The organism is Staphylococcus cohnii subsp. cohnii (genome assembly GCF_002902365.1).
Taxonomy (GTDB): domain Bacteria; phylum Bacillota; class Bacilli; order Staphylococcales; family Staphylococcaceae; genus Staphylococcus; species Staphylococcus cohnii.
In genome coordinates, this window is sequence record NZ_PPQC01000003.1 from 1 (window position 1) to 25,286 (window position 25,286).

The window sequence follows — 25,286 nt, forward strand, 5'->3', positions numbered from 1 at the left end:
CCCTTCAAAGTTTACATTTTTAAGTGTCTACTTTGAAGGGAGCATATCAAAATATGGAAAAGTCCCTTTATATCGCGTATGAGATTAATATCTCATATTCGTTCACGCAGTACCGTTATAATCTTTAATATTCGTAACTTAATATAGCGATATTTTTTATGTAATTATGCATTTTTTAATATTTTAGTCTACCTGTGCTTCGATTTCATCTAACAAAGTTTGATACTTCGTATTATTCTCTTCAGTCATCGATAAAAAAACTTTTCTTTCATCTTTTGTTGAACGTAATTTGCTTACACGATCTTGGTTAATTAATCGTCGAATTGACGCTAACACTTTTGTTCGGCTCAAATCTAGTTCAGTCGTCGCAATTTTTAAAAATGGTTGCATCAGCATGTTTTGCTGTCTACAATTTTGCTGTATTATTTCCAAAATCGCAATATCATTCATTGTTAATTTATATTTATTTTCTATATATGACATTACTCTATTATATTTTTTATAAATTTTTAATAACTGCGCCTTATTTTCATCAGTCATTGTTGCTACACCTCCAAACGCTAGTAAGCAATACAATTTCATTATCTCTAAAAAAAGTAGCTCTGTCTTTATCATTTATTTTTATAGCTTTGTCATTATTACGAACACCAGTAAATTAAATTTTATAAAACATATTAAATTGATTATATATTCCATACTCAAATGCTTATTTATAAATATCAATAATGTGGACAGTGTTATAATCGATATCTACACTTAAAAATTCGTCATTAAATGGATGTTCAAACACGTTAATTAGCGGCTTATTATATGCTTCAATTTTTTCTATAAATAAATCAGACCATTGGTATTTCTCACGTAAATTGCATGGTATTACACAATTGATATTTCCATGCATATTATTATAAGTCTCTTTAAAAATTAAATGCTTTTTTCTTAACTTTAAATCTTTAAAATTTATTATTTACGGTTTGTAAATTTTAAATCTTATATATTATTTTTTAAATTTGTTCGCTAGTCTTAATACATATTTGATAATGTGTAATAAATTGATGAATAAGTTGAATCCCATTTCTCGCGGAGAAAACTGACCACGTTTCATACGATTAAAATCATATATTGTATATAATAAGAATAACAATAAACCTACTACTGTAATGATTGTATGGAATATTGGATTATGCACAAACATACCGATGATTCCAGCAACAATCAGTGCGACTAACGTAACAAATAAATATTTACCCATACCTGCAGCGTTATCGACAATAAAATAACCAATTATACCAAATGCGATAAAAGCACCTATTGCTAGTAACACATTTTTATAAAACACTTCTGGCCCTAAATTTTGCAAATAAGCTGTAAATGTAGCATAGGACAATAAACCCACAACTATTGCATATATATGCGAAATAACTAATCCATACTTACGTGCACGATTAGTTAAAACTGTAAATAATACTAATACGAGTAAGACGATAGATAGTGGCTTTCTCCATTCCATAGGTAAAAACTGTCCAAAATAACAGCCAATACCAAAAATAATCCAGTAATAAACAAAGAATAACCATACTTTACCATACGCATGGGATTTGGATTTGTCTTTTTTTGATTTAGAATGCTTTTGATTAATTTGTTGTGTTGATTCAGCCAACCCATTCACTCCTTAGATGTTATAACGTTTTACACATTAATTGAAATTAATTTGCTAATTTGTATAATCAAAGTGCTTAAACGTCGTTATAGTTTTGTTTTTGCTTAAATGTATTACTTTTATTTTCACTATTCCAAGCTATATCAAACATTTTATTATCAATTCTAAAAAGATATTTAAGTTAATTGAAATTTACACATTTTCAAATGTTACAAAGTAATAAATTTTTAAATGAATTTCAACACTCAAATCCCGTTTAAAGTCCATAACAAAAGTATTTATTATATTTACATCCCAACGCACAAAAATGTTAATAATGTTACATCTCTATAACAATAAACACAAGTCGCCTATTTTTTGTTAGTATGTAACATGAATTCAAATAAAGAAAATCAAACAGATATATATAATTTAAAATGAGTTATTTATATAGGTGTGAGGAGGAGTTCTTTTGAAAAAGTTCGCATTTGCAGTAACTGCTGCTTCAGGTGCAGCAGCATTTATTGCTAACCATGAAGCTGAAGCATCAACACAACATACAGTACAATCAGGTGAGTCACTTTGGACAATCTCTGAACAATATGGTGTTTCAGTAGATGAGATTAAACAAAACAATAACCTCGATAACAATATGGTATTTCCGGGACAAGTTATCGAAATTGGTGGAAGTGGTCAAAGCTCAAGTTCAAACACTTCTTCACAAACATCAGGTGGTTCTTCACATACAGTTAAATCTGGTGAATCATTAAACATCATTGCTAATAATTACGGTGTTTCAGTAGATGCATTAATGTCAGAAAATAATCTAAATGGTTATTTAATCCATCCTGGTCAATCACTTACGATTCCTAATGGGTCAAGTGTTGGTGGTTCTGGTGGTTCTGGTAACACTGCTACACAAACACCTTCTACTGGTAATTCTTCTGCTAGTGACGCTAATTTATATGATTGGGGTCAATGTACATGGCATGTATTTAACCGTAGAGCAGAAACTGGACAACCAATTAGTACATATTGGTGGAACGCTGATCACTGGGCTAACAATGCTGCTGCAGACGGCTATACAGTAAACAATACGCCAACTGCTGGTTCTATCATGCAAAATTATGAAGGTCCAATTGGTCATGTTGCATATGTTGAGCAAGTAAACCCTGATGGCAGTATTTTAATATCAGAAATGAATTATAATACACCTCCAGGTACAGTAGATTATCGTACAATTCCAGCATCTACTGCTTCTAGTTATAATTATATTCATTAAGATAACCAAAATAAATGATTAAAAAAAGAGGAAAGACTTAAACCTCTTTATCAAACAAATATACGTCAATTTCTATGGAAACCATATAGAAATTGACGTTTTCTTTTGCTCAATTTTCATCTCTTGATTCATTGTTTTGATTAAATAAGTATGTACTGCCTTCATCCAAATTGTGATCATGTTAAATCAATATATTTATGAGATAAACCTGTACTACTATCTCATTTATATTGAAATATATTTTTAGCTTTTTAACTTCTTTCTCTTTTCTTCCCCTTGTTCAATTATTTCATTAATCACCTCTACCAATTGAGTTATGCAACATAACAAATAACACCACTGCTTACTTTATATTATAATTCCGCCAGTGATTTGAGTCGACTTCTGTGAAAGTCCACAAGCCGAATACTGCTGTATAAGGCAATACCTAAGAAAAAGAGCGCACGCACAAAAAAATGCCGACAAAATCAGAGACTTGGTCGGCAGACTGAAAGGAGTAATCCTATTGTATATAGATTACTCCTTTATCTTGAGAATAAGATGTAGTACTTAAACTCATTCTTAAATTTATTTAGTATTAACCTTTGTTAATACTTATAAAACAAGATTGATTACAAAATATATTAAAGCAGCTAATAACGCAGAAATAGGTAGTGTGATTACCCAAGTAATAATCATACGTTGTGCAGTATTCCATTTCACACCTTTAATACGGTTAGAAGAACCTACACCTAATATAGATGAAGACACGACATGCGTCGTTGAAAGTGGAAAATGTAATGATGACGCAACAAAAATAGTTAAAGCAGAAGATAAATCAGCTGCTGCACCATTAGCTGGACGTATTTTCATTATGTTTCCACCAACTGTTTTGATGATTTTCCAACCACCAACAGCTGTACCTAACCCCATCGCAGTAGCACAGGCAACCTTAACCCATAGTTGAGGCTCGGTGCTTGTACCGGTTTGGATATTCGCAACTATAAGCGCTAAAGTAATAATACCCATTGATTTTTGTGCATCATTTGTACCATGTGAAAATGATTGTAATGAAGCAGTGAAAATTTGGAAAAATCTAAAATTACGATTTGTTTTCGTAAGATTTGCATTTTTGAAAACTACTTTAACAATTGAATACATAATAAAACCAACACAAAACGCAATAACTGGTGATAAAAGTAATACAATTATTATTTTTGTAAAGCCTTGATAGTGTAGTACAGCAAATGTACCTTGCGAAGCAATTGCTGCACCAGCGATTGAGCCAATTAATGCATGTGAAGATGAACTAGGTATTCCAAAAAACCAAGTTACTAAATTCCAAATGATTGCTGCCAAAATAGCAGCTAAAACCACAACTAGACCATTTTCTAATTTAAATGGATCTACAATATCTTTTGTTATCGTACTTGCAACTCCAGTAAATGTTAATGCACCAATAAAGTTCATAACTGACGCCAAAATAATCGCAGTTCTAGGAGTTAATGCACGTGTTGAAACAGCAGTAGCGATGGCATTGGCTGTATCATGGAAACCATTGATAAAGTCAAATATCAAAGAAAAAATAACGATAGCTACTGTGATAATCAAAATATATTCCATAAGTTAGGACTCCTTAGCTATTTTTCATTATTATTGTTTCAAAGTTATTCGCTACAGCTTGACATTTATCGGCAATTTCTTCTAGACTTTCATAAATCTCTTTGATTTTAATAAGTGTGATAGGATCAGTTTCACTGTTAAAAATATGTTTAATTGACTGGCGTAATATACCATCACAGTTAGTTTCAAATTCTTTAATATTAATAGAATGAATGCGCATGTGAGATAATTTTTTATCGACAAGTAAGCCTACTGCTAATTTCATTTCAGCAATAGCTTTTTGTATATTATCAACAAATTCAGCCATATATTCATCTGTATATTCTATAGAGTACATTTCAAACATTGCTGATGTTTCTTCAATTGCATCTAAAACATCATCAATAGCGTTACATAAAGAGAGGATGTCCTCACGTTCAATAGGTGTAATGAATGTTTGGTTCAAATCCGAAATCACTTGATGCATAAGCTCATCACCATGCGATTCGTATGTTTTAATGTTATCTGAGTACGCTTTAAGGTCTAAGTGTGTATTAAAATCCATTTTACCAAATTCAATTGCTGCACGGTCTAAGTTGAAAACCATTTCTTCAAGTTTCACCATGAACTTATCTTTTTTCTTGTTAAACATTCAAAAAATCCTCCATTTACAGTGACCAATACAATCACCTTCAATAAATTTAAAAAATTACATTCTTTTCTAGACAAATTAAAATTGGCAAGATTTACAATACACCCATTACTTTTTTTGATTTATTAATATTATGTAAATGAGTATTTGCTTACTAGGTTTAAAAAATCTCACAAATGTTGATTTGTCCTTATTTGAAAATAGCACAAATTTAACAATCCTACAATTAAGTTTACAAATTCTTAACATTACATTTTCGTTAAATTAATAATTGTGTGTATATTGTTCTGTCGTATTTATAATTTTTCAAAAATGATTAAGAAACTGATAAATTCATACATCAAAACGCACAATAGCAATAATTGCATAATTATTATTTATAATCAACAATTATTTTTCTATATTTTTCAGAATTAGCATACGTCAAATTATTTCAAGATAGCACTTATCTTAAAATTCATGACAATAAATATTTCCGTCAACGGTTCATTTAATACACAATAGCGTCAAATGTGAATATATTGTTTATTTTAATTACAGTAAATATAACTAAATAACAAAAAATGGCAATCCCTTTAGCAAAATTAGGGATCGCCACTTTGGCGCTAACCACGTCATTCATGTCTCAAGCTCTGCGTTTTTACACTTTGTGTAAATTTCGGTCCATCATAGTCGATAAATACAATATTTAAACATCTTTATTTGTCAACGCATTTTCATACATTGCATATGAACAGTTTCAAAAGTCAGATAACCTTTCAACAATTTCATTTTGGTTTGGAAAAACAAACTGTACTTTCGTTCCTTTATTGATTTCAGAATTGATATGAACAGTTATAGCTAATTTTTCTTTTACATTTTTTACCAGATATAGCCCTATACCAGAAGACGTCGTTTCATTACGATTTTTCGTTGAGGTGAAACCTTTATCAAAAATTCTTGGCAAGTCTTTTTTACTTATTCCCCTACCTTCATCCTCAATTTCCAACGTCACATGGTTTTCAATCAGCCTTCCACTTATATAAATTGTGCTATTTTCACTATATTTAATAGCATTAGAAAGAATTTGTCTTATCAGCATTCGACACCATTTCGTATCTGTATATACTTTATAATCGTCTTCAAATTCAAGATCAAAACCAATGCCTTTCGCTTGGCTAATATACCTAGTAATCTGTATTTCATCTATGACTAAGCGTTTTAAATACACATATTCATAATACATATCTTTATTTTGTGACTCTAATCGAGTCAAAAACAGATGTTTATCTAACATATCGTTGATACGTGTCCATTCAAATAGTAGTGCTCGTCTTCTATTGTCATCATTTTCTTTTTCAATCAATAATTTCAATGCAGTGACTGGCGTCTTAATATCATGCACGAAATCTGTTAACGCAGCTTCAGTAGATTTAATTTGTTGTTTTTGTTCAGTCACTAATTTTTTTTGTGTCGTAATTTGATCATATAAATAGTCTAACATCTCTTGTTGAAATGGCGTATCTGCCAGTGATTTATGCTTTAACGCTTCGGGCTCTATATTATCATCTAAGTGTTTATAAAACTTAACTTCTTTTAAGTATGTAAATACTAAAAAAATACAACTTAATCCTATATTTAAAATAATTATATATAAAACACTGTTTACATTTAAATCATAATCTAAAAATGCAATACCTAAAAAGATGAATTGCAAAATGATTAACCAAAATATCCAGTTTTTCCGTGAACGGAGAAATAACACAACCCATTTAATACTATCCATGAGCCATGTATCCCTTACCGATTTTAGTTTCAATTGCATCTTTCATATTTATATCTGCAAGTTTCTTTCTTAAACGATTCACATTTACAGTTAAGGTATTATCACTGACAAACGCCTCATCGTCCCAAAGTGCAGTTATCAGTGTGTCTCTAGTTACAATCGTATCTTGTTTTTTTACTAACATCTCTAAAATAATCATTTCTGTTTTAGATAAGTATATGACTTGATCACCTTTATTGATACTATCCTTTGTAAGATCGAGTGTCGCTTCTTGCCAAGTTATGACCCTTTTTTCATCTATACTAAATTGATAAACGCGTCTATATATCGCTTGTAACTTAGCAATTAAAATATTCGTATTAAATGGTTTTTGAACATAGTCGTCTGCGCCTAATTCCATGCTCATTACTTGATCCATTGGGTTATCTCTTGAGGATAAAAATAAAATTGGTGTATTTGATATTTCTCGAATCTTTCTCGTCCAGTAAAATCCATCATATTTCGGTAGTTTAACATCCATAATGACTATGGCTGGATCCACCGCTTGAAACTTCTCTATTACAAGATTAAAATCATCGATACCATTCACATTAAAATCCCACTGTTCCAACTCTTCACTAAGTTCTTTAAATAAAGTCATATCATCTTCCACTAATAAGATTTCCATAAGTTCACCTCAACTATTTTGTATATTTTATATTTTCTCCAGAATTAATTCGACCTTGGTAATGTTTAATACGGCAATCAATTTCAAATCCTCTCATCATTAAATCTTGGAAAGGTGACTGTAATAAATAATATATCGGCCAAGTTAATTTCGGGATATAATCAAACAGGTGTACGATAACTTGTTGTGTATCTTTTAATTTGCGAAACTCTAATTTCCCTTGCTTTTTTAAATTAGGTTTTACAATACTACCACTTACAAGATACAACGTTATGATATCTTTTTCAGTCTTCGACTTACGTAGTACTAGTATAGGATTACGCTTATTTTTCATATAAACGATAAAATTATCACCTTGTTTTGCTGTATGTAATAATGTACCTTTCGTTTCATCTAGCCATTTAAAATAGTATGTGACCATTTGATTTAATGTCCAATTCATCGGTAATTGTATACTTAGCGCACTTCTTACATCATCGTATTTCGATGTTTGTAACTCAACTGCTACGTGTGGGCGTGCCACTTGTGCTGTCGTCTCTTCTACTTCAGTGCCATATGCCGATAAACGTCTTTTCGTTTCAACATCGAAACGACTACCACTAATATATATAATCTTACTCACACCTTGTTTTGCTGTAGCTCTACCAAAATTATCTGCAGCTATCAAATTGATATCCCTAGCAGTTGCATGTGTTAACTTAGCAGAATGCTTGGTAGGGTCCAAATAATATATTGCAATGTCTATACCTTCCATAGCAGTTAAAACATCATTATAATTATAAATGTCCTTTTCAAGCCAAATAATTTCTTTATATTCTCTTTCTTTAGGATACTTAGACAATGTGTATAAGATCCCTTCATCTTTAATGGATTCAATTAGATTCTTTCCTATATATCCTGTTACGCCCGCAAGCAATATATTCGGTTTCATTATACGACACCCTTTATCATATATTTTTTCTTATTTTAATTATTCCCTAGTAAATTCATGTTAATGATGTTACGTTATACTATAACTGAGTTTTAAAAAATGAAAATGAGGAGTGGACATATATGGTTCATCAAATTCGAGAAATTGGTATCAACGATATAGAACCTTTTATAAAACTATTAAGTACGATTTATGATGAATCTGATTATTTGATATACAATCCCGGCGAGTATGCACCCTCTAATACAGATGCTATCGCAACCTTAGAACATTATATAACTTCTCCTTCTAATGCAATTTATATTGCAGAAAACAATGGTGAACTTGTAGGATTTGCAATTGTCACTACCGAAAATTTCGAACGCACACGGCATGAAGCACATTTTTCTATGGGCGTTATAAGGCATTATCGCGAAAAAGGATTAGGACAATCATTAATTAATTCCATTGAAGCATGGTGTCTCAATCATGACATTCATCGTATTGAAGTTGAAGTCGTTCCCGAAAATACGACTGCTGTTGATTTATTTAAAAGTGCAAACTATCAAGTCGAAGGAGAACTTAAAGATAAACTATTTATTGAACATCGCTATTATAATAAATATATCATGGCCAAATTACTAATTTAATAAATTAAATGTAATGAGTTAGTAAATATTTCCTTAATTGCAGTTTAATCGTTGTTTGATAATTATCCAAATAACAACATATTCTTTTTGAAAATTTTAGCAATAATATCATTATAGAATTATATATGATACCAAGACAAACTTAGCGCACAACTTCTTTCGATTCTCACACCGATAATACTTCTATTTTATTCTCAAACATATAGTCAAAATGAACTAACAAATAAATATGAATCTATTCAATATTAATAAAAACACTTCCGTATGAATACATCTCATTTGCATTCAACGAAAGTGCTTTTTTATTTCAAAATCTTTATAAAGTTGAGGTTATTTGATTCAAACATGGTTACCCATTGTCAACCTAGTACGGGTTTAATTCAACACCATTTGGATTTGCATCTTCAGATTGATATTCCGTTTCAACACCTGAGGAAGTAGTATTTCTACTTAAAAACCTTAAGACGTCTTTCATATTTTGCTGCGACTCTGGCAATTCCATATGAAATTGATACTGATGTCTCAATTTATGTGAACCGTCATAAAATAATGTATCAACTGGTACGTCTGTTGACTTTAATTTTTTATAGAATTCAATATTTTGACTATAAAATGGGTCAGCATCACCCACTGATAAAAATGTTGGAGGGTAATCCTCTGTAACTTGATTGATAGTAGACATCTCACTTATATACTTAAATTGTTGTTCCCAATCGCGCTTCCCAGTGTAGCTTTCCATAAAGAGTTGAATTCTTGGGAATTCTGTTGCTCTAACTGTTTTCATGTCATAAAATCCACCAAAAAAGATGGCAGCTTTAAGCTGGTCCGGTTCGAATTGTTGCTTAAAGTTCATGTCTTCTCTTAAAGATTCATTTGTTTGTATCGCTGTGAATTGACTTGATAATTGTGCACCTGCGGAATCACCACCAAAGATAACTTGATTAAAATCAATAGGCAATTCATGTTTATTTCTCTTAATAAAACTCACCGCTTGATCAATCTGTTGTAATTGCATAGGATATTTAAAATCTGGTGCAAGTGCATAATTAATATTCACCACTATATATCCCTGTTCAGCAATCTTAGATAATAATGGATTTTTATATTGTTTATCTCCTGCAATAAATCCTCCACCATGCATCCAAAAGATTACTGGCAGTTTATTATCTTGATCCAATTCATTCGGAGTTAATATATCAAGTCGACTATTTGGCAATCCTTTACCATAAGTGATGTTTGTAAAAGCATTCACATTTTTATTATTAATTTGAACTTTTTCGTGTACTTTACCCGTGTTTTGTCTATCATACTGTAGTTTTAAAAGTACTGCCATAACTACTACAACAGTGACAATGATAAAAGTTGTGATAAGGGTCCATTTATGTTTTTTCTTCATAGATTACCTTTCCTTTCGGAAGCATTGTACCATAATAAATAAGTTCACAATAGTATTACAGAGATAATGAAGTAGAAAACTCAGCTTGCATATGTTGGCAAGCTGAGCTATATCATATATAAATTATGTTTTCACTTTTAAAGATTAAGCAATAAATTTCTTGTTTTGTCGTTTTCTACTGTAATACTTAATAAGTACTCCAATAACAACAATTAAACCAACATATCCCATTATTGGATATAAGTAGTTAATTAATCCTGCGAAACCTACAAAACTTAAACCATAAGCCACAATTACCATAACTATAATAAAGATATGATACTTTTTACTGTATGGTTCTGTAAATCTCGCTGCAAATGAATACATTAAACCTAAAATTGTATTATACATTACTACTAACATAATTACCGATAGCACAAGCGCTATCCAAGGATTAATTGCATTTGCTAACGTTAACATCGGAATATCTGCATCTTTGATTTTTGGGAATTCAGACTGTAATGCAAAGTTAATTAACGCTAATAGTATGGTATAAATAATACCTCCAAATAACGCGCCAGCGCCTGAAACGCGACGTCTTGAAGCATCGCCACCTATAGCGACAATAGTACTGAATCCTACAGCAAATGCAAGACCACCATAGTTAATACCTTTAAGTATACCGAGCCATAAGCTGTCATGTGGTACAGTTTCGTTAACTTTCCCAAGTGAAATACTACCATTGAAAAGATAGTACGCAGCAATAATAACTACTAATATAATTAAGAATGGCGTAACGATACCTAAAGCTCGTACAATTTTATTAAAGTCCATCAATAGTGTGATATATATTGCAATTACCATTATCAATGCACCTAACCACGTCGGTACACCGAAACTTTCTTGAAATGTTGATCCTGCTCCAGCAATCATAGTGACTGAAATACCAAATAGGAAAAAGATAAGTAAGTAGTCTACAATTTTACTGAATGCATTTCCAAATAAATAGTCTAAAGTTGATTCATGGTTTTGTGCGTCAAACGCAGTACCAATTTTTGCAACTTGTCTACCAATAAATCCTAAAATTAGCCCAGAAAGTAAAACACCAATATATGACCATAAGCCATATGGTGAGAAGAATTGCATAACTTCCTGTCCTGTTGAAAAGCCAGCACCTACGACGATACCGACATAAGCGAAACCAATTTTTATAGCTTCTTTATTCAACCCCATGTGATAAATAACCTCCTCATAGTTAACACATTTTGTAATTATAACGTACTGACTGTAATTTGCAACATGAGAAAATTAAGATTTGCACAATTCATTAAAATTAAACATAATAGTCAAACAATATATTTCTTTTTAATCATTCATTTTATCTTTTAAAAATAAATCACATATTCCTAGATACACTATAAAAATGAACAATTTACAATAAGATTTTGCAACTTTATACATTTTCTAATTTCATGATAATTCTAAAAATAAAATGAAAAATTTTTCATCACTTCATCTCTAACTATAATTAATAAATATAAAAGGTAAATTACGGTGTTAATTTTACTCATATGATAATAAATAAATAAAAATGAGCAGAATAGAAATCTCATTGATTTAAAATGCTTTCGTAGTACCACCTAACGAGACATCACAATATTTTAAGAAAATAACGTTTAGTTTCACCTGTCCTTTTGCTCATACAAAAAGGCTAAGACAATCCATTTGTCTCAGCCTCAAAAGTCATTTTCATATACATTTGTTTTTACATCAGAATTAAACACTATACTAAAATTTAATTATCACTCAAGTTAATGTGCATTTTTAAAACGATTTAATTTATTGAAATCAACGACAACATTATCTAAACGTTTCGCTGTTTCTTTAAGTACATTACGCGCAACGCTATTCGTTGGATCTAGTTTAAGTATTTGGCGAGAAATCTCTAATGCTTTTTTATCAGAAATGACTGGTTCGGGAACTGCATGTAATAACAACATCTGTAATAAGCTTTTTACTTCTTTGCCGTCAGTAAGTTTTATGGATGAATCCGCATGATAATACGCAGAATCTAAAGCACCTTGTAGTTCACTTAATGGATAAACGAGTAGTAGAAAAGCTAAGTCATGCATTTCTGCAGTTTCTTCAGTTTTCATCATATCTAAAATACATGTATAAAACATGATACTTTCCACTTCATGAGCGCTTGAGATATAAGCTTCTTCAAATTCCATAAAATCTGTCTGGGACATAAGACGGTATACTGATTCAAATTCGCCGTTTAAGACATGCTTTTGTATCAATTCTTTCATTGCAATGTCCTCCTAGATATCCAGATTTCTTTAATAGTTAAATCTCATTTTACCATATCTTAATTATATATTCATATAAAAAAGAATATTTTTGTCAAGTTAATAGAAAAAGTTATAATTACATACGCTACTCATATATATAATTATAACTTCTTGAATGATGACATTACTTCATAATTTTCATTTAACCAAATTTCGTATTTAGTTCATTTATCACTTCATCTACGGTATTTCCTACAGAAATATTTACAGCCGCAGTAAAAGTACCTTCAACAATCGGTGCATCTATTTTTTCTACACGATGCTTGCCATCATACATTTCAATCGCTAAATCTAAATTCATTTCAGCAGAACCAATGTCATAAAAACATAATGTATCATCATCTATTTGATTCACCATTTCTTGAATATCGTCATATGATGTACCGATTTTACCGTTCACACCACCTTGAGCCGTGATCGTGATATCCTCTCCTACCATTTGACTTACCAGCGCTTTAGTACCATCAGCGATCTCTTTACTATGGCTTACAATGATAATTTGCGTCATATTAATCAGCTCCTATCAATGCGTTTAAAATATATACACTACTCTGTGCCCCCGGATCAACATGTCCTTTTGATGCTTCTTTAAAATAGGCAGCTCTACCTTTAGTAGCTACTATATCCTTAGTGGATTCTGCAAAAGATTGTAAATCTTCAAATGATAAAGTTTCTCCGTTATTAACTGCTTCATTGGTACGTTCAATAACGTCATACATTGTTTTTTCATTCAGTTCAACTTTACCACGTTGTGCAACTGCCTCAGAAAATGTATTTAGCAATGTTTTTAAATTTTCTTTTTCAATTTCATCACCAACAACTTGAGACATTTTCACAAAACTAAATCCATAAAGTGGACCAGAAGCACCACCAATATTAGACATTAATGTCATACCAGTAGATTTTAATAATGCAGATATAGAGCTATCATCTAACTTTTCGGGTAAGGCTTTAAATCCTCTTAACATATTCACGCCATGATCACCGTCACCAATTGCTCTATCTAACTCTGTTAATAATGATTCTTTTTCTTCAAAGACATCAACTAAATTAAGCAATCTTTCTTTTAACTCTGACACATTCATTCTTCTTCACTTCCTGTCTTATATATTCGTTATTTACACATTAAAATAAGGACTGCTTGTCGGTGCAGTCAATGCATCATAAACTGCTTCTGTATATGGCAAAAAGGTTATTGATAAACCTTCCATGTCTAATGAAGTCATATAGTCTCCAACAAACCATAGTTTCACATCTTTTTGTTTATCTTCTAATTGTTGCGCCACGTATTTTGTTGCAATATTTAGTTCAGATAAAGGGGTAGCTCCCATACCATTTATCATCACGATAAGTTGTTCATCTTCTACCTCTTTTAATAATTCGGCGATCAATCGTTCTACAACTATATCAACGCTTTCAAATTTTTCATGTGCTAGACCCTTTTCTCCATGTATACCAATACCGATTTCCATTGATTCGTCATCTATATCGAAACCATACTGTCCTGTCGTCGGAACTAACGGTGGTGTTAAAGCCATACCTATTGATTTGATATTTGGTAATAATTCATTTAATTTTTCTTTAATTAGTGGTAGCGATGTTCCCTTTTCAGCTAAATATCCAGCAATTTTATGCACAAACACTGTACCAGAAACACCTCTACGTTGTGCTTCATCACTAACAGCAATATCATCCTTGACCACCACTGTCTCTACTTGAATGTCTTCCATTTCCGCCATTTCTTGTGCCATTTCGAAATTCATAACATCACCTGCATAGTTTTTTACAACAAGCAGTACGCCTTCTCCGTTGTCCACGGCTTTAATTGCACTTAAAATTTTGTCAGGTGGTTGGAGATGTAAATACCTCACCGCATACTGCAGCATCTAGCATGCCTTGTGCTACATACCCTGCATGAGCAGGTTCATGACCACTCCCACCACCAGAAACAATTGCTACGCCTTTTTCTTTTTTCTGTTTACGCACAACTACTGTGTCAGCAATTACTTCGACATTTTTATTTGAAATCGAAAGACCATCTAACATATCTGGTAAAAATTGTGTTTTATCTTTAATGAGCTTTTTCATAATGAGGACCTCCTATTTTCACTATTCACTTATAGTATACCCTACACATAAATGTAAACGCTAACAACTTAAAGGTTTTTTTCTTTATAAAAAAGCGGGTCTACAACCAATTTTTTCAAAATTGATTCTAAAACCCGCTCATATATGAAATTTATGCTTTACTTGCGATCATCTCTAACGATATGCGCATCTCTTTTCATACTTATTTAACACGTACAAAAATTTGATAACCTTTATTCATGTACTTAAACTGATTTTGTTTTATACATTAAATATAAGAAGTAAGGTGCGCCAATAATAGATACAACAATTCCAGCTGGTATGCCAGAAGGTTGTAATATCACTTGTCCGACCGTGTCTGCTAACACAAGTAAAAATGCACCTATTAATATGGAAATTGGTAGAAATAGTTGATGTCTCGGACCAACGATTGATTTAGCAATATGTGGACCCAGCAAACCTATAAATCCAATAGCTCCCGCAACAGATACCGCAGCTGAAGACAGAATTACTGCTATTAATAATAATACAATGCGTTCTCTACCAATTTTCACCCCAACACCTTGAGCAATATGTTGATGTGTATTTAATAAATTTAATACATTCGCTTTTAACAATAAAAATGGTATAAGTACAATGACCCAAGGTAAAAAGGCAATTACAAACGCCCATTCATCACCCCAAATGTTACCCGCAAGCCATGAAGCAATAAACTCTGATTGATCTTCATCAAATGTTGACATTAGTGTTAGCGAACCACCACTTAAAGCTGTAGCCATACCTACGCCTACTAACACCATACTTGCTGGAGTGATACCTTCACCTTTATTATAACTAAATGAAAAAATAATTAACGCAGTTAGTATACCACCAATCATACTTATAAATGGTAATACGTACACAAAATTATCCGCATTAACTTGACCGACTACAATAAATAATGCAATGGCAAATCCACTTCCCGCATTTATACCTAAAATACCAGGTTCAGCTAATGGGTTTTTAGACACACTTTGTATAATAGCCCCACTCATTGCTAATGCAGCTCCTGCTAAAATAGTTATAACCATCCTTGGAAATCGAAATTCCATAAGTATCAGAGTATCGGTATATTCACCTTGACCTATAAGTGTTTTAAAAAAAGTACCTATCGACATCTTATATTCACCTGAAGTCATGCTCCAAGCACATGCGAATATTATTAATATTATAAGAATAATCATGGTAATAAACTGTTTATATTTTAATTTTGGGTCTATCATGAAAAGCGTCCCCCTCGTTTAACCAAATACAAGAAGTAAGGTACGCCAATAAATGAAATAATTGCACCTACTGGAGCTTCACCTAACATGCGTGCTAACGTATCTGCAACGAGTAGCAATAAGCCACCCACAACAGCAGTTAATGGCAGAACACGAGCATAGTCTGTACCTACTAAATAACGTACAATATGCGGGACCATTAGTCCTACAAAGGCTATTTGACCTACCATCGCTACGGCAATACCTGCCATAACCATGGATATAATTAATGCAATCGCTCGTGTTAATGCAACATTTTGTCCCAACCCAATCGCTAAAGTTTCACCTAAATTTAAAATTGTTAAATGTTTACTCATCGCGATAATGATAACCAGTGCAATAATGATAAATGGCGCTGCCCAAACGAGCTGTCCCCAAGTTGTACCAGAAACACCACCGGCGCTCCAAAACGTTAAACTTTGATTTAATCTAAACAACAATGCTACACCTTGACTTAAAGCTGTTAGCAAAGCACTTACGGCAGCCCCAGCCAATATAATCCTCATTGGATTAAAGCCATCACTTCTTGATCTGCCAATCATCAGTACAATAAATCCGCCCATGATAGCACCAATAAAACCTGCAATCATCAACACTATAAATGGTGCTGTTGGATAAAATGCAAAAGTTAGCGCTAACATAAATGAAGCACCTGAATTTAATCCGATTAAACTCGGGTCTGCCAAACCATTTTTAGTAACGCCCTGAATGACTGCACCTGAAGTCGCCAATGCTACACCTACGAGCATTGCGCCTATATCTCTTGGTATGCGTATTTCGCTAATGATATTATGTTGCTGATTCTTATTATCATAATTGAATATAACATCAAATATTGTTGAAATATGAATTTTTGCGTCTCCAATCAATATTGATACTGTCAATGCAATGACTAAAAGAATCAAACTGATTATAAATGTTGTTGTGAAGCTTAATTTCCCTTTTTTTTGCGTAGCCATGTTTACACCTAAATTTCTGAATAGCTTTTTCTACATAAATCATAGGTAACTAGCATTGGTTTCCCTGTTCTAGGGTCTGTACTAATTTCTACATCTATATTGAATACTTTTTCTAAGTTTTCTTTAGTTAAAACATCTTCCGTATCTCCAGCAGCAACAATGTCTCCATGTTTCATTGTAATTAGATGATCTGAAAAACGAACTGCTTGATTAATATCATGTAACACCATAATAATAGTGCAACCTTGTTCTTGGTTTAATTGAGTAATTAATTCTAAGATTTCTAATTGGTGTGAAATATCTAAATATGTTGTAGGTTCATCTAAGAAAATAATATCTGTGCGTTGTGCTAATGCCATGGCAATCCACACTCTTTGACGTTGACCACCACTTAAATCATTGATAGAACGTAGTCGGAATTCATAAGTCCCTGTTACATTCATAGCCCAGTCAATTTCTTTTTTGTCTTCAGCAGAAAGTCTTCCGAATCCTTTTTGATGTGGAAAGCGACCATAAGAAACAAGCTCTCCAACCGTAAGTCCATCAGCGACCTCTGGCGATTGTGGTAAAATAGCAATTTTTTTTGCGACTTCTTTTGTTGATTGTGTATGCAGGTTCTCACCATCTAATTTGATTTCACCATCTTTAATTGGTAAAAGACGTGACAATGCTTTTAGTAATGTAGACTTTCCACAACCATTTGGCCCTATAATAGATGTAATTTTACCAGTCGGAATATGAACATCCAAATTATCAACGATAACATTATCCCCATAACCTATCGTAACTTGTTCTCCTTCTAATCGAGTCATAATTTCCCTTCTTCCTAATACAAAATGTACCAAAAAACAATCTATATCTATATCACTTTAATCAAATTCGTTATTTAAATGATAATCATTATCACAGATGATATTATATCATTTTTTAGATATGATGACTAATAAATGTTCTATGTTAATATGCAATATGTATGGTCTATAAATATGTTTAGGCTTGCTATATTGCATTTTAAGCCGCATGATTAATTTCTTATTTATCGAATTATTTAGCTATATCTAAAATAAAACCTTGATATATGGAAATTATCCATATATCAAGGTTTTATTTTTTATTATCTCATTATTAATGTTCATCAATTAAGAAGCCATTACCATAAACATCACGAACATCATGTATAACTAAAAATGCCTCATTATCGATGCGTTTAATTAAACGTTTCGCCTTACTAACTTGTGTTTTAGTAATAACAACATACAATATGTCTTTTTCTTGTTTAGAGAAATAACCTCTTCCATTAAGTATAGTTAAACCACGACCAACCTGTTCATCAATCACTTTCGCTATTTCATCTGGTTTACTGGAAATAATCGTCATCGCTTTTTTCGTATTTAAACCTTCTATAACATAATCCATTACTTTTGTACCGATATACAGTGAAATCACTGTTACTAATGCACTCGGAACAGGAATTACTGTTAATGATATTGCCACAACAATTAAATCAAAGAACAACAACGCATATGGTGTACTAACATCTAAATATTTATTAGCTATTCTAGCTAATATCGTTGTTCCAGCAGTTGTCCCTCCTGCAAGAACGATAACACCAATACCTAAACCTACAGACATACCACCAAAAACTGCATTAACTAATATGTTACCTGTCTCAATTTTCCAACTCACTGTTAATTCCAAAAATAGTGAGATCAATACTGTCGCCACTATCGTTAAATACATACTTCTCTTACTTAAAAACTTGTAACCTATAGCAATAAGTACCGCATTGAATACAAAGTTTGTTACACCAGGAGAAATGTGAAAGGCATAATAGAGTACGATAGCTATACCGGTCACGCCTCCTTCGCCTAAATCAGCAGATATGATAAAAGTATTAACGCCTGCTGAAAATATAAATGACCCAATTACAACGAATAACAAATCTCGTACTGTTTTATTCACCCACATGACCCCCTCAAATTAACTTCAATCAATTGAATAGTAGCAAACTATAGAACTTACCACAACAACATTCGTAAAAAATTCTGAACCACATACTTGCAAAAGCTTGATTTTATAAGGTTTGTTTTTAATATTATTTTAAAAGTTCAAAAATTCTGAATTTTCGGTTTACTTATACACTTTCCTTTGCTATAATAAAATCTATCTTCTTATTGATTGCCAATAAGAAGCCATCTCCTTTGTGTTGTTTATAGTAACATACAAAACAATTTTTGCTCGAGTATATTTTTAGTACCTAGTCCTTACTATTAATATACAATTAATTCATTTCCCGTAAAAGCCAAGTAATATTGAATGTGTCTCCTCACTTCAATTACTTGGCTTTATTTTTATTTTCAAAACATCGTGATACTAACTCACGACTACTAGTGCAAAAAAAGGAGCGCTATTGATATCAATCATTAATTGATCTCACACGCTCCTTTACATAGTTTATTAATATGAATAAATACCTTATTACAACGTTTCACTCGATTGACATACCCTTGTGGTTGTTTCAGCATCTATCATTTTATAATGATTCACTCAATAAAGAGTGCTTTACCAAGCAAACAAACCAACAAATCCAGCAGTCATTAGCGATACTAAAATACCCGCTAGTAACATCATTGGCACATATTGTGAAACAAAGTCAGATGTTTTCTTATCTACAATTCCTTTTAATGTTCCAATAATCATTCCTATTGTTGAGAAGTTAGCAAATGATACTAAAAATGTTGCAATAACGGCACGTCTATGTGGTGAGTATGAATCAATGACATCTTTAATTTGGCCCATTACCACAAATTCATTCGTTACAATTTTCTTAGCCATTTGTTGTGCAACTATCCACGCCTCATCAAATGGTAATCCTAGCAATAAAGCAAATGGATACATAAATGTACCAAGTATTTGATCTAGACCAAAACTTCCTTTAATACCAGCCCAACTGCCAACGATACCTGTGATTAAATTAATAAAACGATCAATTAAATCAGAAAGTGCAACAAAACTGATTACAAAAGCAATGATGATTAAAATCAATTTACCCGCATTTAATACTGAATCACCTAAAAATGAGAAAAACGGTTGTTTATCAATTTCTTCATTGCGAATACTATAAATAATATCTTCTTTTTCTTCTACAGAAACAGGATTTAAAATAGAAGAAACAATAATTGCATTAATGATATTTAATGGAATAGCTGTTAACACTAAATCACCAGGTATCATTGATACATATGCGCCAACAATCGCACCAGAAATCGAACTCATCGACATCATCGCTACCGTTAACACACGTGTTTCTTTCATGCGTTTCAATTGTTCATTTGAAACTGCTAATGCTTCTGTATTTCCTAAAAACATCATTTCAATACCAAAGAAAGACTCGAATTTTGGCTGGCGTGTAATTTTAGCTAAAACCCAACCAATACCACCTATAACTTTAGGTAATACATTAAAGTACATCAAGATATCAAATAGTGGCACTACTAATAGTATTGGAAATAGTGCACTCACAGCCATATCCATCATTTCAGTATTTGTCCAACTGGCAAATGCAAACCCTGTACCTACATGGGCTGAATCAATGACCCATGAAATACCATTCGCTAATAATTGAACGCCTGCTTTCCCCCAAGGGAAATACATAAAGAACCACGCTAAGAACAAGTTAATCACGACTAAAATACCAATTGATTTCCACTGGATATCTGATTTCTTTCTAGAAAAAAGCACAGCAATACCTAAAAACACAATTAACCCAATAATATTAATTAGTAAAAACATCATACACCCACCATTTCCTATTAAATAAATAATTAATTGAATATTTAAAAGCAACACTCGATTATGTATAAGAATTATTAAGATGAGTACATTGTCTCTCGCTCATTAAATAAGTTGTAAAGATTAATTACATAGCGGCAAATATACTCATCTTAAATTTTGTTACCCATTTATTTAATTTCATTCTTGATAAAAATCTATCATTCCCCAAATGATTGTTACTTATGAATTCACAATAATTATACCATGTATGTACATTATATAAAATAAAAATTTTATGGTTCGTTTATGGTCAAAAAATATATTTATCCAACATCAAATTATACGTGTTTTTTATATTACTTTGTTAGATTTTGTGTATGAACAAATTGTTGATATTTTTCATGACTAGCAATCAACTCCTGATGAGTACCTACACCTGTAACACTACCGTTATCAATAAAAATAATTTGTTCTGCTTTTTTAATGGTAGACAGTCTATGGGCAATCACGATAGTTGTTCTGTTTTCCATCAATTCTTCTAAAGCATCTTGAATCTTCCGCTCACTTTCGCTATCTAAGTTAGCAGTAGCCTCATCCAATAATAAGATGTCTGGATTTTTAACAAAACTTCTCGCAATATCTATACGTTGACGTTGGCCCCCTGACAATTTTAAGCCTCGCTCACCAACGATTGTGTCATAACCGTCTTCAAACGCAGTAATAAATTCATGACAATTTGCTAATTTTGCATAGTAAATTAATGCTTCATTTGAAACTTCACGATTAATTCCATATAAAATGTTGTCTCTGATTGTGCCATTCATCATGGAATTAGATTGCATAACATAACCAATTTTTTCACGCCAATCACCTAGGTCTATATCATAAATCGATTGGCTACCATAAGTGATATCACCTTGTTCTATGTCATACATTCTCTCTATAATATTAAAAATTGTACTCTTACCTGAACCTGAAGGTCCCACAAAAGCAGTAATGCTACCAGAAGGTATATCAAAACTCACATTTGTAAGAATTGGTTTATTACCGTATTTAAAATGTACATTTTCAAAGGATAAGTTACCATCGATGATTGGTTTAGCTTCTTCTAATTCAAAAACTTCAGTAGGTTCTTCCATTATTTCATATATACGACTACTTGCCCCGACAGCCTTTTTATAATCTGTAACCAAAGTTGATAAATTGATGATAGGTTGTGTGAGTTGTATAACATAAAAAATCATTGCAATTAAGGTTCCAGCTGTAATTGCTCCAGTAGAAATTCGAATTGCACCAAACCCTAAGATAACTGCAATTGTTAATAACATAATCACGCCTGATATAGGTTGTATGATAGCTGTAATTTTAGCTTGTTTTAGTCCTAAAAAGTATATTTCTTGTAGATTTTTATGCGCATTGTTTAACTCTGTTTTTTCTGTACGTGAAACTTTTACTAGACGTATTTCTGTTAATACACGGCCTAATAAACCACTGAAATTCGCAATCTCTGTCTGTGTTTTTTTAGAAATATTTTGCATGATTTTACCTAATGGAATCATTATTAATACAAATATAGGTATCGTGATAAAAGTTAGCAAGGTCATTTGCCAATCCATCACAAATAGCATTATTAAAGAACCAATAATAGTCAACACAGAAGGTAATAAGTTTGGCAATTTTTGTGAAATAAATTCATTGATTACTTTTGTATCATCTGTTAAACGACTCATTAATTGTCCACTTTCGTTTTTATCAAAAAAAGGCATTTTTAAGTGAATAATGTGTTTCCATAAAACAGATCGAATCGCGTATATGATTTTCTCACCAATTTTACTCAATAAATACAGTCCTATACCACTAAGTAAAGCATTGATAATAAATATAGAAATAAATGCAGTGATAAACAGCCAATTAATATTTTCAAAAGAAAATTTATCTACAAGTTTACCTGTAAAAAACGGAACTACTAGTCCTGTAATACTACCTAATGAAGAAATTAAAACAGCTATGATAATCAGACCAACAGGCCATGATAACTTTTTAAATAAGTAGAATAATGGATTTTCTTGATTCATGTCTAATTTACCTCTTCTAAAAATATTTTAAATTACCTCTTACTTATATTAATTATGAGCAGATGAATTTCGAAGTAATAAGTTAAATTAATTTCAACTTATTTTATCATGTTTTACACAATAATTTTCAATTATTTTGTTATTAAAAATATTCTTCTGTGTAATATTTTATAAACTACATACAATATGCTAAAATACTTCTATTGCAATTAAACAGAATATGTTAAGAGGGAATGTAATTATGAGAAAGTTAATTCTGGCAATTGTAACTGTACTCTTCGTCGGTTCAATTGTAACACCTTTTGCCAAAGCTGAAACAGTAACACCTACACAGGCGGCAAATCAATATGGTTATAATGTTACTGATAATTATCAACCTGAAGGTGCAGTAAATATCGTCCAAACTGGTCAAATTCTTTATCAATATAATGCTGATAAAGAGTGGTATCCTGCTTCGATGAGTAAATTAATGACCATGTATTTAACACTCGAAGCAGTTAATAACGGGGATTTATCTTTGGATGATAAAGTTAAAATCACAGACAAACACTATAGAATGTCTACTTTACCTGAATTAAGTAATACCAAGCTTTATCCTGGAGAAACATACACGATCAAAGAGTTACTCCAAATCACTGTTTCAAATTCAAGCAATGCCGCAGCACTTATACTTGGACAAGAAGTATCCGGAAACCTGTCAGATTTTACAGATGCAATGAACAAAAAAGCAAAATCAATAGGTATGAAAGATACACATTTTGTTAATCCAACTGGCGCAGAAAACAAACAACTAAAAGACTTTGCACCTAAAAAATATAAAAATGAAGAAAATAATACATCAACAGCCAAAGATTTTACCATTTTGGCTCAGCGTACCATTCAAGATACACCGAAAATTATTTATTTCACTAAACAATTAGCTCCAACCCAACACGATGTTACATATTACACATTCAATCATTCTTTAGAAGGTGCGGATATGAGCTTAGAAGGTACTGATGGTTTAAAAACTGGTTCCAGTGACATTGCAGATTACAATCACACTATCACTACAAAAAGAGGTAACTTTAGAATTAATCAAACAATTATGGGTGCCGGCAACTATGACAACTTAGGCGGCGAAAAACAACGTAATATGATGGGAAATGCTTTAATGAACATGTCTTTTGATCAATATAAATACAAAAAAATTATTTCTAAAGGCAATCACGAAATTAATGGCAAAACATATTATGTAGAAAAAGACTTATACGATGTGCTTCCAAATGATTTTGATAAAAATGATTACAAATATGTAATCGAGGATGGTAAATTGCATATTGAGTATGACCGTAAATTCATTTCTGAAAAATACGGTCCTCCAACAGTTAATGTAAGTAAACCAATACTACATCAAACTACTACAGTTGTGAAAACGACGTGGGATGAACATCCAATTCTCACTTTATTAGGAACTATTTTAATCATAGCTGCAATCGCAATTATTATTTATCTTATTATCGAAACTTTCAAAAATAGAAAAAACCATAAATAAAGTACCCGAATATCAGTAGCAAAATTCAGCCCCGAAAAGATGCTTTAACTTAGCAATCTTCTCGGGGCTTTTCCTCTATTGATCATTCGATGACTAAATAAATTGAGGCTGGGACATTATGAAGTCCCAGCCTCGCTTGATATATTTACTAAACATATGATTTATTAAAATTACAATTCATTATCGACAAATCATTGCCAATTTATTTTTCTGCATCACCATAAAGTTCTTTTTTGATTTTAGTAGTGGAAATGCCTTCTGTACGGTTAAGGTAAATCACTTCACATTTATCTTTCAAGAAGTCAAATTCACCTTCCCAGTCATGCCCCATTACAAAAGTATCAATTTCATAACGATCAACATCTATTTCTTTTTGTCCCCATCCACTTTCAGGGATTACAAGATCAACATAACGAATAGACTCTAACATCATTTTTCGTTGTTCATAATTGTAATAAGACTTTTTATTTTTAATGCGATTAAATTCATCTGTAGATAATGCAACTACTAAATAATCGCCCATTTCTCTAGCTCTTCTTAATAATTCAATGTGACCATAATGTAATAAATCATACGTTCCATAAGTAATAACACGTTTCATACGCTCATACTCCTTAACAAAATTTAATTAAAATTTACATTTTTTAAAAGTATAGCACACTGATTTGAAGTTTACGAACTAT

Annotated in this window: 23 protein-coding genes and 1 pseudogene; 3 read left to right on the plus strand and 21 right to left on the minus strand. The window is 31.8% G+C overall.

Annotated elements, in window-relative coordinates; all coding sequences use genetic code 11:
* Positions 1 to 183 precede the first annotated feature (183 nt).
* From CD032_RS00040 to CD032_RS00050, 3 genes are all read right to left on the minus strand, one after another.
* Complete coding sequence (locus CD032_RS00040; protein WP_019468175.1) at positions 184 to 540, minus strand: transcriptional regulator, SarA/Rot family; 357 nt, start codon at positions 538 to 540, stop codon at positions 184 to 186.
* A gap of 166 nt (positions 541 to 706) precedes the next feature.
* Positions 707 to 898 carry a hypothetical protein gene (locus tag CD032_RS00045; RefSeq protein WP_040029950.1) on the minus strand — a complete coding sequence of 64 codons (192 nt, stop codon included), beginning with the start codon at positions 896 to 898 and terminating at the stop codon, positions 707 to 709.
* Between the two features lie 96 nt (positions 899 to 994).
* A complete protein-coding gene (locus CD032_RS00050; RefSeq protein WP_040029951.1) occupies positions 995 to 1,657 on the minus strand; it encodes a Bax inhibitor-1/YccA family protein in 663 nt (220 codons plus the stop codon).
* A gap of 451 nt (positions 1,658 to 2,108) precedes the next feature.
* On the opposite strand from CD032_RS00050, the gene CD032_RS00055 reads away from it, so the two are divergent.
* Positions 2,109 to 2,918 (plus strand): LysM peptidoglycan-binding domain-containing protein, encoded by an 810-nt coding sequence (locus CD032_RS00055; RefSeq protein WP_019468172.1) that lies wholly within the window; start codon positions 2,109 to 2,111, stop codon positions 2,916 to 2,918.
* Positions 2,919 to 3,512: 594 nt separating this feature from the next.
* On the opposite strand, the gene CD032_RS00060 is transcribed toward CD032_RS00055, so the two are convergent.
* The 5 genes from CD032_RS00060 to CD032_RS00080 all read right to left on the minus strand — a co-directional run bounded on the left by CD032_RS00060 (position 3,513) and on the right by CD032_RS00080 (position 8,514).
* Positions 3,513 to 4,520: an inorganic phosphate transporter gene (locus tag CD032_RS00060; protein WP_103211087.1), complete on the minus strand. Its 1,008-nt coding sequence runs from the start codon at positions 4,518 to 4,520 to the stop codon at positions 3,513 to 3,515.
* Positions 4,521 to 4,533: 13 nt separating this feature from the next.
* On the minus strand, positions 4,534 to 5,151 hold the full coding sequence (locus CD032_RS00065) for a DUF47 domain-containing protein (RefSeq protein WP_019468170.1): 618 nt from the start codon (positions 5,149 to 5,151) through the stop codon (positions 4,534 to 4,536).
* A 739-nt stretch (positions 5,152 to 5,890) separates the two neighbouring features.
* A complete protein-coding gene (locus CD032_RS00070) occupies positions 5,891 to 6,916 on the minus strand; it encodes a sensor histidine kinase (RefSeq protein ID WP_103211088.1) in 1,026 nt (341 codons plus the stop codon).
* Positions 6,909 to 7,583: a response regulator transcription factor gene (locus tag CD032_RS00075; RefSeq protein ID WP_019468168.1), complete on the minus strand. Its 675-nt coding sequence runs from the start codon at positions 7,581 to 7,583 to the stop codon at positions 6,909 to 6,911. Before CD032_RS00075 ends, CD032_RS00070 begins: the two co-directional genes overlap by 8 nt.
* A gap of 13 nt (positions 7,584 to 7,596) precedes the next feature.
* Positions 7,597 to 8,514 (minus strand): NAD-dependent epimerase/dehydratase family protein, encoded by a 918-nt coding sequence (locus CD032_RS00080; protein WP_040029952.1) that lies wholly within the window; start codon positions 8,512 to 8,514, stop codon positions 7,597 to 7,599.
* 122 nt (positions 8,515 to 8,636) lie between these two features.
* Between CD032_RS00080 and CD032_RS00085 the strand changes: the two genes are divergently transcribed.
* A complete protein-coding gene (locus CD032_RS00085) occupies positions 8,637 to 9,143 on the plus strand; it encodes a GNAT family N-acetyltransferase (protein ID WP_019468166.1) in 507 nt (168 codons plus the stop codon).
* A 364-nt stretch (positions 9,144 to 9,507) separates the two neighbouring features.
* Here the strand turns inward: CD032_RS00085 and CD032_RS00090 are convergent, their stop codons facing one another.
* From CD032_RS00090 to CD032_RS00145, 12 genes and pseudogenes are all read right to left on the minus strand, one after another.
* Positions 9,508 to 10,539: an alpha/beta hydrolase gene (locus tag CD032_RS00090; protein ID WP_019468165.1), complete on the minus strand. Its 1,032-nt coding sequence runs from the start codon at positions 10,537 to 10,539 to the stop codon at positions 9,508 to 9,510.
* Between the two features lie 144 nt (positions 10,540 to 10,683).
* Positions 10,684 to 11,751: a YkvI family membrane protein gene (locus tag CD032_RS00095; RefSeq protein WP_019468164.1), complete on the minus strand. Its 1,068-nt coding sequence runs from the start codon at positions 11,749 to 11,751 to the stop codon at positions 10,684 to 10,686.
* A gap of 578 nt (positions 11,752 to 12,329) precedes the next feature.
* Positions 12,330 to 12,830 (minus strand): hypothetical protein, encoded by a 501-nt coding sequence (locus CD032_RS00100; RefSeq protein ID WP_040029953.1) that lies wholly within the window; start codon positions 12,828 to 12,830, stop codon positions 12,330 to 12,332.
* 184 nt (positions 12,831 to 13,014) lie between these two features.
* A complete protein-coding gene (dhaM, locus tag CD032_RS00105) occupies positions 13,015 to 13,380 on the minus strand; it encodes a dihydroxyacetone kinase phosphoryl donor subunit DhaM (RefSeq protein ID WP_019468162.1) in 366 nt (121 codons plus the stop codon).
* A 1-nt stretch (position 13,381) separates the two neighbouring features.
* Positions 13,382 to 13,957, minus strand: a complete 576-nt coding sequence (dhaL, locus tag CD032_RS00110; RefSeq protein ID WP_019468161.1) for a dihydroxyacetone kinase subunit DhaL — start codon at positions 13,955 to 13,957, stop codon at positions 13,382 to 13,384.
* 33 nt (positions 13,958 to 13,990) lie between these two features.
* A pseudogene (gene dhaK, locus CD032_RS00115) lies at positions 13,991 to 14,960 on the minus strand (dihydroxyacetone kinase subunit DhaK).
* 245 nt (positions 14,961 to 15,205) lie between these two features.
* Positions 15,206 to 16,222 (minus strand): FecCD family ABC transporter permease, encoded by a 1,017-nt coding sequence (locus tag CD032_RS00120; protein WP_019468159.1) that lies wholly within the window; start codon positions 16,220 to 16,222, stop codon positions 15,206 to 15,208.
* Positions 16,219 to 17,220: a FecCD family ABC transporter permease gene (locus CD032_RS00125; RefSeq protein ID WP_019468158.1), complete on the minus strand. Its 1,002-nt coding sequence runs from the start codon at positions 17,218 to 17,220 to the stop codon at positions 16,219 to 16,221. Before CD032_RS00125 ends, CD032_RS00120 begins: the two co-directional genes overlap by 4 nt.
* A gap of 8 nt (positions 17,221 to 17,228) precedes the next feature.
* Complete coding sequence (locus CD032_RS00130) at positions 17,229 to 18,032, minus strand: ABC transporter ATP-binding protein (protein ID WP_019468157.1); 804 nt, start codon at positions 18,030 to 18,032, stop codon at positions 17,229 to 17,231.
* A gap of 313 nt (positions 18,033 to 18,345) precedes the next feature.
* Complete coding sequence (locus CD032_RS00135) at positions 18,346 to 19,182, minus strand: YitT family protein (protein WP_019468391.1); 837 nt, start codon at positions 19,180 to 19,182, stop codon at positions 18,346 to 18,348.
* Positions 19,183 to 19,782: 600 nt separating this feature from the next.
* Positions 19,783 to 21,012: a NupC/NupG family nucleoside CNT transporter gene (locus CD032_RS00140; RefSeq protein WP_019468392.1), complete on the minus strand. Its 1,230-nt coding sequence runs from the start codon at positions 21,010 to 21,012 to the stop codon at positions 19,783 to 19,785.
* 338 nt (positions 21,013 to 21,350) lie between these two features.
* Positions 21,351 to 23,069 carry an ABC transporter ATP-binding protein gene (locus tag CD032_RS00145; protein ID WP_103211089.1) on the minus strand — a complete coding sequence of 573 codons (1,719 nt, stop codon included), beginning with the start codon at positions 23,067 to 23,069 and terminating at the stop codon, positions 21,351 to 21,353.
* A gap of 241 nt (positions 23,070 to 23,310) precedes the next feature.
* Between CD032_RS00145 and pbp4 the strand changes: the two genes are divergently transcribed.
* Positions 23,311 to 24,603: a penicillin-binding protein PBP4 gene (gene pbp4 / locus CD032_RS00150; protein WP_103211090.1), complete on the plus strand. Its 1,293-nt coding sequence runs from the start codon at positions 23,311 to 23,313 to the stop codon at positions 24,601 to 24,603.
* A 202-nt stretch (positions 24,604 to 24,805) separates the two neighbouring features.
* On the opposite strand, the gene tagD is transcribed toward pbp4, so the two are convergent.
* Entirely contained in the window at positions 24,806 to 25,204 is a 399-nt protein-coding gene (tagD, locus tag CD032_RS00155) for a glycerol-3-phosphate cytidylyltransferase (RefSeq protein ID WP_019468395.1), read from the minus strand.
* Positions 25,205 to 25,286 lie beyond the last annotated feature (82 nt).